Genomic DNA, 12209 nt, shown 5'->3' on the forward strand with positions numbered 1-12209 from the left:
AGTTACCGCCGCAATCTCTTCTAAGGAGAATCGGAGCCCGTCCGATGTTTGCAACGGCATGAAATGCTATTATAGGCGTCATATAGCGTGGGGTATCGTGCCCTACCAGGCAGAATAAACAGGGGTAAGCCCAATGATTATCGTCACTGGCGGCGCCGGCATGATCGGCAGCAACATCGTTAAAGCACTGAATGATAAAGGTTATCGTGACATTTTGGTGGTCGATAACCTGAAAGACGGCACCAAATTCGTCAATCTGGTCGATCTCGATATTGCCGATTATATGGATAAGGAAGATTTTATCGCCAGCATCGTTGCCGGCGACGATTTCGGCGATGTCGAAGCGATATTCCATGAAGGCGCCTGCTCCGCCACCACCGAGTGGGACGGCAAGTACATGATGGATAACAACTATCAGTACTCCAAAGATCTGCTGCACTACTGCCTGGATCGCCAAATTCCTTTCCTGTACGCCTCTTCCGCCGCCACCTACGGCGGCCGCAGCGAAAACTTTATCGAAGAACGCCAGTACGAGCAGCCGCTGAACGTTTACGGCTACTCCAAATTCCTGTTCGACCAGTACGTGCGTGAAATTCTGCCGGAGGCCGACTCTCAGGTGTGCGGCTTCCGCTATTTCAACGTCTACGGCCCGCGTGAAGGCCACAAGGGCAGCATGGCGAGCGTGGCCTTCCACCTCAACGGCCAGATCGGCCGCGGTGAGAACCCGAAACTGTTCGCCGGCAGCGAAAACTTCAAGCGTGACTTCATCTACGTCGGCGACGTGGCGGCGGTTAACCTGTGGTTCTGGCAGAACGGCGTCTCCGGCATCTTCAACTGCGGCACCGGCCGGGCGGAAACCTTCCAGGCGGTGGCCGACGCGGTGGTGGACTTCCACCAGAAAGGCGCGGTGGAATATATTGAGTTCCCGGAAAAGCTGAAGGGCCGCTATCAGGCTTATACCCAGGCCGATCTGACCAATCTGCGCGCGACGGGTTACACCGCACCGTTTAAAACGGTCGCCGAAGGCGTCAAAGAGTATATGGCCTGGCTCAACCGCACTGCTTAAGCTGAAGGGAATCTGTACGGTATGAAAATACTGGTTATCGGCCCTTCCTGGGTTGGCGATATGATGATGTCGCAAAGTCTTTACCGCACCCTGAAGGCCGAGTACCCGTCAGCAGAGATCGACGTGATGGCTCCGGCCTGGTGTCGGCCGCTGCTGGCGCGGATGCCGGAAGTCAGTCAGGCGCTGGCGATGCCCCTCGGGCACGGTGCGCTGGCGCTCGGCGAACGTCGCCGTCTTGGCCACGCGCTGCGCGCCAATCGCTACGATCGCGCCTATGTACTGCCGAATTCGTTCAAATCCGCTCTGGTGCCGTTCTTCGCTCAGGTGCCGCAACGCTGCGGCTGGCGCGGCGAAATGCGCTACGGGCTGCTGAACGATATCCGCGTATTGGATAAAGCCGCTTTCCCGTTAATGGTCCAGCGCTATGTGGCGCTGGCCTATGATAAACAGCGTATCCGCAGCGCGGCAGATCTGCCGCAGCCGCTGTTATGGCCGCAGCTGCAGGTCAGCGATGAAGAGATTGCGGAGACTACCGCCTCCTTCAATCTGACCGACGCCCGCCCGCTGATTGGCTTCTGCCCCGGTGCGGAATTCGGCCCGGCCAAACGCTGGCCGCACTACCATTACGCCCAGCTGGCACAGATGCTGATCGACCAGGGTTACCAGATCGCCCTGTTCGGTTCCGCCAAAGATCACGAGGCCGGTGAACAGATCCGTACGGCCCTGGCAGACACCTCACGCGGCCACTGTATCAATCTGGCCGGCGAAACCCAGCTGGAGCAGGCGGTCATCCTGCTGGCCTCCTGTCAGGCGGTGGTCAGTAATGACTCCGGTTTAATGCACGTTGCAGCGGCGTTGAATAAACCGCTGATAGCCTTGTACGGGCCGAGCAGCCCGGACTTCACGCCGCCGCTGTCGGACAAAGCCAAGGTGATCCGCCTGATTAGCGGTTACCACAAGGTGCGTAAAGGCGATGCTGACCAGGGCTATCATCAGAGCCTGATTGATATTCAGCCGCAACAGGTGTTAGACGCGTTAATGCCGTTACTGGCCGACAGCGAGGAATAACCATGCAGGTGCTGATCGTCAAGACCTCATCCATGGGGGATGTGCTGCATACGCTGCCGGCGCTGACGGATGCGATGAACGCCATCCCCGGCATTCGCTTTGACTGGGTGGTGGAAGAAGGTTTTCGCCAGATCCCCACCTGGCACCCGGCGGTGGATCGGGTGATTCCGGTTGCCATTCGCCGCTGGCGCAAAAACTGGTTCGGCAGTGAAACCCGCCAACAGCGCTGCGACTTTAAACGCCAGCTGCAAGAGCGCAACTACGACGTGGTGATTGACGCGCAGGGGTTGATCAAAAGCGCCGCGCTGGTGACCCGCGTTGCCAAAGGCAGCAAGCACGGGCAAGACTGCAAAAGCGCGCGCGAGCCGTTCGCCAGCTGGTTCTACAACCACCGTCATCACATCGATAAGCAGCAGCACGCGGTGGAGCGCACCCGCGAACTGTTCGCCAAAAGCCTCGGCTACGCCAAGCCCGCCACCTATGGCGACTACGCCATCGCCGCTCGTTTTCTCACTCAGCCGCCGGCGGACGCCGGGCAATATCTGGTGTTTCTGCATGCCACCACCCGCGATGAGAAGCACTGGCCGGAAGAGAACTGGCGCGAGCTGATCGCGCTGGTTGCGCCGACCGGGCTGCACATCAAGCTGCCGTGGGGTGCCGAGCACGAACACCAGCGTGCGCTGCGCCTGGCGGAAGGCTTCCCGCATGCCGAAGTACTGCCGAAACTCAGCCTGGAGCAGGTTGCACAGGTGCTGGCCGGCGCCAAAGGCGTGGTATCGGTGGATACCGGCCTCAGCCATCTGGCCGCCGCGCTCGATCGACCGAATATTACGCTGTTCGGCCCGACCGATCCCGGATTAATCGGTGGTTATGGGCAGAACCAAATAGCAAAAAAATCATCGAACAACATGATGAGCTCTATTTCAGCGAACGAAGTGTTCACTCTGCTGCAGGAACCAAGGTCATGAAGCGATTACATGTAATCAATTTAGAGAAAATGGGCGGCGCTGAGAAAATTTTCCTGCAGTTCTTACATAACGCAACGGCTGGCAGCGATAGCATACTTTGTATCAGTAATAAGATCGGGCCAGAAATAGCCAGCGAACTGGGTGACACTCCCGTATTGTTCGCCAACCGCATCATCAATGATCGTGCTCTGAAGTATCCAGTGTTTCTTCGCAAGTCCGCTTTACTGCGAAAAATCGAAAGACAGCGGGCCGACTTGGTGATCTTTTGGGACTTTGTGCCCAATCTGGCGCGTAAGATACGCAATAGCAAAACGATTTATTACGATCATGGCTGCTCTTGGCGTTTCCCGCTGAATGCGAAGACATTAGGATTTTTCGAAAAAGTGGACGGCTGTATCGCTGTCAGCTTCGCCTCCAAACGCGTATTAGAAGAGCGTTTCAAGCTGACTTGCCCAATAGAAATCGTCAGCAACTGCGTGCCGCCGCCAACCACAATCTCTCCCAAAACCGTAGCGCCGACAACGCGTGTAGTGTTGGGTACGGCTTCTCGTCTCGTCTCTCTTAAAGGTATCGGCGTCTCTATTTTGACGCTGCATACCCTGCGGCAAAAAAGTATTGATGCTGAACTGTACATCGCCGGCAAAGGGCCTGATGAAGCAAAGCTACGTGAACTCGTTACCAAACTGGGCGTTGAGAAATACGTTCATTTTCTGGGCTTTCAACAGGATCTGACGTCATTTTTCGACCGTATCGATTTTTACATCAGCTCTCCGGTCACGGAACCTTTCGGGCTCTCCTGTATGGAAGCGTTATACCACGCCGTCCCGGTGATTTTCCCGCTGATTGATGGGCAACCAGAAGTCATCCCCGACGGCGAATGCGGCGTAGGCATTGCACCAGCCCTGACCTTTGAGCAATACCGTGCGCTAACAGGTATCAGCATTGATTTTCCACACCAGGTCTTCGATACGGTAACGCAGAAAATGGCGCCGCCTCTCACATTGGATCCTGCAGACTGCGCCCAACAGATTCTCAACGTCACTACACAGAACCGTTATCTAACGCTAAGTAATAACGCTATGCATCATGCTAATACGAAGTTTGACTACACTCGCTTCGTCAAAGAGTTAGAACGGAGTTTTGCATGCTTCGTAAATTAAGTACCGCCAATCTGGCTGCCATTGCTTTATTGTTCACCATTATCGCTGCATCAACTAGCTTGACCGATAGCACGATTACGAGAAATGCGTTTTATCTGGCCGTTTTATTCGCTACAGCCGCCTTTGCCATCAGCAAGTCATGGGTAATTTCCCGCGATGCCGCGTTGACCTCCATGGCTGTATTCTGTATCGGATTAAGCCAAGCCGTTTGGCTATGGCGTTTTCCCGCATCCGGCATGTTAGAAACGCATAATGAATATCTCACCAGCGCGACACGTCTGTTATGCGGCGCCGTGCTCATCATGATGCTTGGTTCGTTACATCACCAAATAAGTCATAAAGTAAAAGTTTTTGCCAAGGGACTACTGATCTTCGGTTTCTTTTATACGTCGAGTATCGGACTCTACCTGCACGCACAATCGCCCGATATGCGGTTGCAAATTAATACGGTATCCACGATAACCGCGTATATTTACATGCTACAGTCTTTATTAACTGTATATGTTATCCATAAAACATCATGGCGGTATAAATACGTAGCGATAACCATTGTTATCCTATTAAGTCTTTGGGTGATTTTCCTGACAGAAACGCGTGCAACCCTGTTGAGTTACCCACTGTTTTTACTGTTTTTTTTCTGCCGTCGCCACCATCTGACGCTAAAAACCATTTTGCTATCCGGCCTGATTGTCGTCGTCATGGCAACTGCGGCCAGCCATTTATTTTCAACAGCGACGGCACGGCTTACCGATATAATCAATGAAATCAGTAATTACCAAAAAGGTAATGGCGACACATCACTAGGCTCGCGCATCAGTATGTGGAAAGCAGGAATACATACGATGCTCCAATCTCCAGGTGGGCAGAGCACCGATGTCAGGTTTGCCAACGCAACCCAATATATCGACAGCCATGAAGGGGGAAATCCGGAAGCCCTGCGCAACATCGCGTATCACCTCCATAATGATTTTATTGAGGCGGGCTCTCTGCAGGGTATTGCGGGCATAATCGCATTATTATGCTTTTTCTCGCTTGTGTATCTGGCCCGCAGACACATGGATACGAACGCTATGCTGATTTTGCTTATATTGCCAACGATTCTTATTGGTATGGTGGATACATTATTCATCGACCAGCGTTACGTCACCAACCTGACGCTGATGTTGGTTATCTATCTCACCCTACAGCCGACGCCGCCTAGCCCCCCTCTCTACCAGAGTAAAGAAAAAAAGGTCTAAAGAGGTTTCCAAGCCAGAAAAAAAGAGCGCAATAAGCGCTCTTTTGTTTTCAATGCGTCAGCATACGCTCAACGCAGTCAAAAACTTCGCCGACGGATATCGCTCTCAGCGGGGCCTGTTCATCAACCACCCGCGGATCCTCCAGCGGCAAGTAAATATATTCATGGCGGCCTTTATCCTGATAAGGACCGCTGCGACACGGGTTTTCGGTCACAAACAGACTCAAGGTCGGCACCCGCAAGGCGATCGCCAGATGTAATGGCCCGGTATCTCCCGTCACCAATAAATCCATTGAGGCGATAACCCCCAGCAGCTGCGGCAGCGACGTTTTCCCCACATGGCTGGTGATCTTATTCCGCAGCGCCGGTTCAACATGCTGCATCAACGCCTCCGCCAACCCTTTTTCAGGCGCAGAACCGATCAGCGCGATTTCAATGCGGCTGTCGCTGGCTATCAGCCGCTGCGCCAGTTCAGCGTAATATTCCGGCGGCCAGCAGCGAACAAGCGTTGAAGCACCCAATTGGAAACCGATACGTATCACGCCTTCCGGCTTTGGCTGCTTCTCATAGGCACAGGGCAAAGCCATTGCCACATTATCCGTTTCACACCCCAACGCGCTAACCAGCTTCATCTTACGCGCAATGACGTGCTCATCGAATTCATCCAACCCGTAAGTCAACCAGCGGTTCATCCTGCCGACCGGTTTGGCGTAGTTATCACGTACAATATACCGGCACCCGGCCATCGCGGCGCTGACGACGTCATACGGCAGATGGGAATGCAGTAAAATCGCCAGCTGCGGCTTACGTTCTTTCGCCTGGCTGACCAGCGTAAACATATCGCTGGCTTTGTTGGTCCAGAACAAAACGTCATCGTAAAAATCGCGCGTTGTTATCAGATCCTGATACTTAGGATGCACCACCAGCGTGATCTTTGCTGATGGGTAACGCTGACGGATCGCCCGTAATGCCGGCGAGTTGAACATATAATCGCCCAACGCCGTTGTTGAATACACCAGAATGCTGTCAAAATTTATCGTTGATAACGTTCGCTTCTTTTCCGGCGTCGCCAGCGCCTGGCGAAACGACAGTCCGAGCAAAGAATCGCTCAGCCCTATTTTAAATTTCTTCTTCTCTCTCATCTTTTACTGACTACGTCCTGGTAATATTCCGCCAACGTTTTACCTACGGCGATGCCGTGCATCCAACTAAAGAACTGCTCTAAATCACGATATAACGCTTCAATATCCTGCTCATTTTTAAACGTCGGGCTGCCACCGGGCATAAACTCCGAAGAGTGCAGCATAAACTCAACGTAATCATGCCCTTCCGCCAACGAGCGTTCGGCCACCCGCTGCATCTGCGCCAGATTATTACCGCTCGGGCGCAGCCAGTGCACCGACGGCGAGCGCCGCTTGCCACGCAGACGGTCATAACCCTGTTTAATCGCGTTCATCACGCCGGAATGCTTGTACTGAATGCTCATCGGCACTTCAAGCAGGCCGGACTGGCCCGGCCGCGCAATGTTTTGCGGGTCGATAAAGTAGGCGTGAGACGGAAACGCGCGATAGTCGGTACCGCCGTTGCCCTGAGGATTGCCCGGCGAATACTGCCAGTTGACCCGCGGCGTCACCGAGCAGTCGACCTGATAGCCATATTCCAGCAGCAGCTCGGCGTAATATTCGTTGAACGCCCAGCGTCCGGCGCGGTGGCTCAGCATTTTCGTCTGGAAGGCATCCTCCAGCAGCTTGGTCATATGATCGACCTTGGCGCGGATTTGATCGGCCGGATACTCAATCAGATACGGTTTGTGACGCCAATCATCGTCGGTCAGCGGCGTCAGCGGCGGGCTGTTCCAGGCGTGCAGATGCATACCCACTTCACCGGTGCCGCGCGCAATCACATCACGGGCAAACTCGACGTACTGCGGGTCAACCGCCATTTCATAGTTGGTGAGATAAACCGGTTTAAACGCATATTTCTCACACAGCGCCTGAAAGCGAGGTAAAAAGCGGGTATTTTCAGTTGTAATACGATCGTGGTTCTGCCACAGGTTGTCGCCTTCAGTATCTATCGTGATGAGAAATGCCGGTTTATTCATAAATATCGCGCCTGATATCAATAACATACAAACATGCTACACAGCCCGCCTGCCGTGAGCAAACGACTTCGCCGTCAGGTTTGGACAACGGCGCAACAGATTTGTCTCTTTTATCGCGCTATTTTTCCACGTTTCACACGAAAAATCCGCAACAGTAGCCACATGCGAGAGGGTCATTTAGAATCATTCGCTGGTTTCCCAGATAGCGAATCACGATGAACGACGCGTCAGCACCGATCCCAGCAACATCTGTACAGCGTATTTTAGTTATTAAGCTGCGCCACCACGGCGATATGCTGCTGACCACGCCGGTCATCAATACGCTAAAAGCAAACTATCCGCAGGCGCAGATAGACGTGCTGCTGTACCAGGAAACGCAGGATATGTTAGCCAGCAATCCAGCGGTGTCACGGATATTCGCCATTGACCGCCAATGGAAAAAACAGGGTGCCAAGGCGCATCTCGACCACGAATGGCGCCTGATCCGCCGGCTGCAGGCGCAGCATTACGATCTGGTGGTGAACCTCGCCGACCAGTGGCGCAGCGCGCTGATTACGCGCCTGACCGGCGCGCGCATCCGTTTGGGTTTTGATTTCCCCAAACGCCGCGGCTTTCTCTGGCGCCACTGCCATACCCAGCTCGCCTCCGTCGAGGGCCATGACGCCTTGCATACGGTGGAGCAGAACCTCTCGTTGCTGCAGCCGCTCGGTCTGAAGCTCAGCGATACGCAGGTCACCATGAGCTATGCCGTTCAGGACTGGCAGGCCGCCGAAGCGCTGCTGCAGCAGCGCGGCGTACAGAATGACTATATTGTCGTTCAACCCACCTCCCGCTGGTTCTTTAAATGCTGGAGCGAAGAGAAAATGGCCGCGCTCATCACCGCCTTGCAAAGCGATGGCCATATCGTGGTCATTACCTCCGGCCCCGATGAGAAAGAGCGGAAAATGGTGGAAAACATTCTGGCGCACTGCCCCCAACAGGGCGTGGTGTCGCTGGCGGGTCAGCTCACCCTGCGGCAACTGGCGGCGATCATCGATCACGCCGGGCTATTTATCGGCGTAGACTCCGTGCCCATGCATATGGCCGCCGCGTTGAAAACCCCCTGCATCGCGCTGTTTGGCCCGTCCAAGCTGACGTTCTGGCGCCCATGGCAGGTTATCGGCCAGGTTATCTGGGCCGGAGACTACGGGCCACTGCCCGACCCGGATGCGGTGAACACCGGTACCGATGAGCGTTACCTTAACCTTATTCCTACAGACGCGGTCATCACTGCCGCGCGGAGCCAGCTTTCATGACCGCATTGCGTTTGGCGATCGTTCGTCAAAAATACCGCCCGGACGGCGGGGCTGAGCGTTTTGTTTCCCGCGCCTTAGAAGCGTTGGAGCAACAGGACCTCGAACTCAACGTCATTACCCGCGAATGGCAAGGAGACGCCAACCCCAATTGGCATATTCACCTGTGTAATCCGTTTAAACTCGGCCGCATCAGCCGCGAGCGCGGCTTTGCCGAGGCGGCGCGCGCGCTGTGGCAGCAGGAACGGTTCGATCTGGTGCAAAGTCACGAACGCATCGCCGGCTGCGATATTTACCGGGCCGGCGACGGCGTGCACCGCCGCTGGCTGTTGCAGCGTGCGCGCCTGCTGCCGGAATGGCGGCGTAAATGGCTGTTCTCCAACCGTTACCACCGCTACGTGATGTGCGCCGAACGGGCGATGTACGCCGCCCCCGAACTGAAGGCGGTGATCTGCAACGCAGAAATGATTAAACAGGAAATCATCGACGATTTCGGCGTCGCCGCCGATAAAATCAGGGTGATTTACAACGCCATCGATAACCAGAAATTCCTGCCCGCCGACGACGCGCAGCGGCATCTGCTACGCCAGCAATACCAGATCCCGCAGCAGGCCCACTGCCTGATCTTCGTCGGCTCCGGCTTTGAGCGCAAAGGGCTGGCGGCGGCGATTCGCGCCGTCGCGGCCACCGACAGTTATCTGCTGGTGGTGGGTAAAGACAAGGCGGAAAAACGCTATCGCGCGCTGGCCCAATCGCTAGGCTGCGGCGACCGCATCCGCTTTATGGGCGTGCAGAAACAGACGCTGCCTTTCTATCAGGCCGCCGACGGGCTACTGCTGCCTACGCTGTACGATCCGTTCCCCAACGTTATTCTGGAAGCCATGTCATGTGGTCTGCCGGTGATCACCAGCACCACATGCGGCGGCGCCGAGTTTATCACCGCCGGCCAAAACGGTTTTGTCAGCGATGCGCTGGACGTCGCGGCGTTAACCGCTGCAGTGCGCGACTTACCGCGACAGGCGCTGGGTTCATCCATGGGCGCAGCGGCCCGGCAGCGCATTATGCCGGCAACGCCGGCGCGCCTGTCCGAACAACTGGTTTCGCTGTATCAGAGCGTGTTGCCATCATGAAAGAACATATTCTGTTTATTATCGACGGGCTACCGGGCGGCGGCGCTGAAAACGTTACTCTAGCCCTCGCCAAAGGCGTTCAGCAGCGTGGCTATCACGTCACCCTGCTGTCATTAAGCAATAAGCGCGATTATGAAATCCCTGCGGGCATTGATTTTATCGTTGATGCAGACCGCGGAACCGGCCCGTTACGCAAACTGACCGAGCTATCCAGACGTGCAGCCTCGCTTGATGCCGTGCTCAGCGAGCTTTTCGCCCGCGTCGGCCAACCGACACTGGTCATCTCCAACCTGCATAAAACCGACCGTATTGTCGTTCGTTCCAAAATACTGCGATCCAATAACGTCTGGCATTGCATTCACGGCATGTTTTCACGTTCGTATCTGGGCAATAAAACCGGCCTGAGCCGCTGGCTCAAACGGCGAAAAATGCAGCATGTCTATAAGAATCGTCAACTCATCACCGTATCCGATGCGGTAGGTGAAGATGTGGTTCAGCAGATGGGTATCAAGCCCGCGCAGCTCATCACCATTTATAACCCGTTCGATATTCCAGAGATCGAACGGCGCGCAGCCGCGGTCAATCCCTTCGCCGGTGAAGACTACATCCTGCATGTCGGTCGTTTTCACCAGGTTAAACGTCACGACCGGTTATTAGAGGCGTTTGCACTTGCCCAATTGCCGGGCAAACTGGTGCTTATCGGCCAGGGAGAAGAGTCTGTCACACAGGCGATTACGGCGAAGATAGCGGCGTTGCAGCTACAGGATAAGGTGATCCTTGCCGGCTTCCAGCAAAATCCGCTGCCAGCCATCAAGGGCGCAAAAATTGTAGCGCTCAGTTCCGATAGCGAAGGGCTACCAACGGTACTGATCGAAGCATTGATTTGCCATACGCCGATCGTCAGCACGCAAAGCCCCGGCGGCGTGGCTGAAATCATGAACGGCGAATTAGCCCCTTATATGTCCGCAATGAGCGCGCAATCCCTTGCAGAGAAATTACGGTTGGCGTGGGAGACTCCCCCCGAGATCGTCCCGGCGATGTATCGTAAATTCGACTACGAGCATATTATCGACAAGTATCTCTCGTTGGTAAAACGCCCGTAGCCAGAACGCTCGGCTGCCTCGCCGGCAGCCGAGAAGCCTACGCCGTCAACGCGCCGATCTGCTGCCACACCTCATCGACCGTTACGTCGGCGCACTCGCCCGACGCCGTTTGCAAAATCGCGTACTTACCCGACCACGGGTGCCAGGATTCCTTGTCGGTATCACCGAAGAACACCACCTGCGTGCTGTTTACCGCAGCGGCCAGATGCATCTGCCCGCCGTCGCTGCACAGCACCAGGTGGCAGCGCTCAAACGCCGCCAGCAGCTCACGCACCGACGCCGTCGGGTAGAGCGCGACGCGCGCATTGCCACACTGCTCCAGCAGCTGCTGAGCGCGCTGCCGATCGCCGATATCATCCGGCGCCAGCGTGCCCTGCGGCGACCAAAATATCAGTACCCCATTGCGCGGATCATCGGTCAAACGGCGAATAATCTCGGCGTAGCGCTCCAGCGGCCAGCGCCGGTTAGCCATGCGGCTGCTGATATGCACCGCATAAATGCGCTCCGCCTGCGGCAAGGCGGTTTGTATACGCTGCTGCGCCTGCTGCCGCTCTGACGCGCTTAAGTAAGCCCGCACCGGGGGAATGGCGATTTGTCGATCGGTGATCGCCGACAAATAGCTAAAGGTATGTTCCACCTGATGTTTGCCGTGAAAATCTTGCGGTTTGAACGCGCGGGTTATTTCCGATGAACCGAGGTCGGCGCCGATAATATGTTTGACGCCCGCCATTTTCGCCAGCCGCAGACTGTATTTGCAGGGAACGGGATTTGCCAGAATCGCTGCGTCAAATTTTATCTTCCGCAGCTGCAGGAATATCATCAGGCGCTCGAAATAAACGCCCAGCGTCGTTTCATGCTTCGCCTTGTGCTTTGCCTTTTTATAGACAAAAACCTTCTCAATATGCGGGTTATTTTCTACGACGTCCTGGCTGATTTTATTAATTAACAAATAGAGCTTGGCATCTGGATACGCAATTTTTACGCCTTCAATCAAAGGGAGGGTGCAAACAAGATCGCCAATGTTATCGCGGCGAATAATTAAAATATTTTTCATATCAACCCTATCGACGAAACCACCCGTCTG

General features: G+C 55.1%; 11 protein-coding genes. 8 read left to right on the top strand and 3 right to left on the bottom strand.

Going from position 1 to position 12209, the window contains the following annotated elements:
- Positions 1–133: 133 nt before the first annotated feature.
- The 5 genes from rfaD to D781_RS21635 are packed head-to-tail and all read left to right on the top strand — an operon-like array spanning position 134 to position 5500.
- Positions 134–1066, top strand: a complete 933-nt coding sequence (gene rfaD, locus D781_RS21615; RefSeq protein ID WP_015962348.1) for an ADP-glyceromanno-heptose 6-epimerase — start codon at positions 134–136, stop codon at positions 1064–1066.
- A 21-nt stretch (positions 1067–1087) separates the two neighbouring features.
- The gene (rfaF, locus tag D781_RS21620) at positions 1088–2134 is read left to right on the top strand and encodes an ADP-heptose--LPS heptosyltransferase RfaF (protein ID WP_015962349.1); all 1047 of its coding nucleotides are present in this window, start codon (positions 1088–1090) and stop codon (positions 2132–2134) included.
- Between the two features lie 2 nt (positions 2135–2136).
- The gene (rfaC, locus tag D781_RS21625) at positions 2137–3102 is read left to right on the top strand and encodes a lipopolysaccharide heptosyltransferase RfaC (RefSeq protein ID WP_015962350.1); all 966 of its coding nucleotides are present in this window, start codon (positions 2137–2139) and stop codon (positions 3100–3102) included.
- Positions 3099–4262: a glycosyltransferase gene (locus tag D781_RS21630; RefSeq protein ID WP_015962351.1), complete on the top strand. Its 1164-nt coding sequence runs from the start codon at positions 3099–3101 to the stop codon at positions 4260–4262. Before rfaC ends, D781_RS21630 begins: the two co-directional genes overlap by 4 nt.
- Positions 4247–5500, top strand: a complete 1254-nt coding sequence (locus D781_RS21635) for an O-antigen ligase family protein (protein WP_015962352.1) — start codon at positions 4247–4249, stop codon at positions 5498–5500. Before D781_RS21630 ends, D781_RS21635 begins: the two co-directional genes overlap by 16 nt.
- A 49-nt stretch (positions 5501–5549) precedes the next feature.
- Here D781_RS21635 and D781_RS21640 read toward each other — a convergent pair whose 3' ends face one another.
- The gene (locus D781_RS21640) at positions 5550–6599 is read right to left on the bottom strand and encodes a glycosyltransferase family 9 protein (protein WP_158497493.1); all 1050 of its coding nucleotides are present in this window, start codon (positions 6597–6599) and stop codon (positions 5550–5552) included.
- Positions 6600–6637: 38 nt separating this feature from the next.
- Positions 6638–7600: a polysaccharide deacetylase family protein gene (locus D781_RS21645; protein ID WP_015962354.1), complete on the bottom strand. Its 963-nt coding sequence runs from the start codon at positions 7598–7600 to the stop codon at positions 6638–6640.
- A gap of 215 nt (positions 7601–7815) precedes the next feature.
- Here D781_RS21645 and rfaQ point away from each other — a divergent pair, with 215 nt between their 5' ends.
- Genes rfaQ through D781_RS21660 form a run of 3 tightly spaced genes read left to right on the top strand, consistent with a single transcriptional unit; the run spans position 7816 to position 11125 of the window.
- Positions 7816–8895 carry a putative lipopolysaccharide heptosyltransferase III gene (gene rfaQ / locus D781_RS21650; protein WP_015962355.1) on the top strand — a complete coding sequence of 360 codons (1080 nt, stop codon included), beginning with the start codon at positions 7816–7818 and terminating at the stop codon, positions 8893–8895.
- Positions 8892–10022 (top strand): glycosyltransferase family 4 protein, encoded by a 1131-nt coding sequence (locus D781_RS21655; protein WP_015962356.1) that lies wholly within the window; start codon positions 8892–8894, stop codon positions 10020–10022. The genes rfaQ and D781_RS21655 overlap by 4 nt, the downstream gene beginning before the upstream one ends.
- Complete coding sequence (locus D781_RS21660; protein ID WP_015962357.1) at positions 10019–11125, top strand: glycosyltransferase; 1107 nt, start codon at positions 10019–10021, stop codon at positions 11123–11125. The genes D781_RS21655 and D781_RS21660 overlap by 4 nt, the downstream gene beginning before the upstream one ends.
- A gap of 37 nt (positions 11126–11162) precedes the next feature.
- On the opposite strand, the gene D781_RS21665 is transcribed toward D781_RS21660, so the two are convergent.
- Positions 11163–12179: a glycosyltransferase family 9 protein gene (locus D781_RS21665; RefSeq protein ID WP_015962358.1), complete on the bottom strand. Its 1017-nt coding sequence runs from the start codon at positions 12177–12179 to the stop codon at positions 11163–11165.
- Between the last annotated feature and the right edge of the window lie 30 nt (positions 12180–12209).

Source organism: Serratia sp. FGI94, from assembly GCF_000330865.1.
Lineage (GTDB): Bacteria > Pseudomonadota > Gammaproteobacteria > Enterobacterales > Enterobacteriaceae > Serratia_B > Serratia_B rubidaea.

What these genes read in the sequence shown, in the direction of transcription:
- rfaD (WP_015962348.1), top strand. Translation starts at nt 134, where the DNA reads ATGATTATCGTCACTGGCGGCGCCGGCATGATCGGCAGCAACATCGTT.
- rfaF (WP_015962349.1), top strand. Translation starts at nt 1,088, where the DNA reads ATGAAAATACTGGTTATCGGCCCTTCCTGGGTTGGCGATATGATGATG.
- rfaC (WP_015962350.1), top strand. Translation starts at nt 2,137, where the DNA reads ATGCAGGTGCTGATCGTCAAGACCTCATCCATGGGGGATGTGCTGCAT.
- D781_RS21630 (WP_015962351.1), top strand. Translation starts at nt 3,099, where the DNA reads ATGAAGCGATTACATGTAATCAATTTAGAGAAAATGGGCGGCGCTGAG.
- D781_RS21635 (WP_015962352.1), top strand. Translation starts at nt 4,247, where the DNA reads ATGCTTCGTAAATTAAGTACCGCCAATCTGGCTGCCATTGCTTTATTG.
- D781_RS21645 (WP_015962354.1), bottom strand. Translation starts at nt 7,600, where the DNA reads ATGAATAAACCGGCATTTCTCATCACGATAGATACTGAAGGCGACAAC.
- rfaQ (WP_015962355.1), top strand. Translation starts at nt 7,816, where the DNA reads ATGAACGACGCGTCAGCACCGATCCCAGCAACATCTGTACAGCGTATT.
- D781_RS21655 (WP_015962356.1), top strand. Translation starts at nt 8,892, where the DNA reads ATGACCGCATTGCGTTTGGCGATCGTTCGTCAAAAATACCGCCCGGAC.
- D781_RS21660 (WP_015962357.1), top strand. Translation starts at nt 10,019, where the DNA reads ATGAAAGAACATATTCTGTTTATTATCGACGGGCTACCGGGCGGCGGC.
- D781_RS21665 (WP_015962358.1), bottom strand. Translation starts at nt 12,179, where the DNA reads ATGAAAAATATTTTAATTATTCGCCGCGATAACATTGGCGATCTTGTT.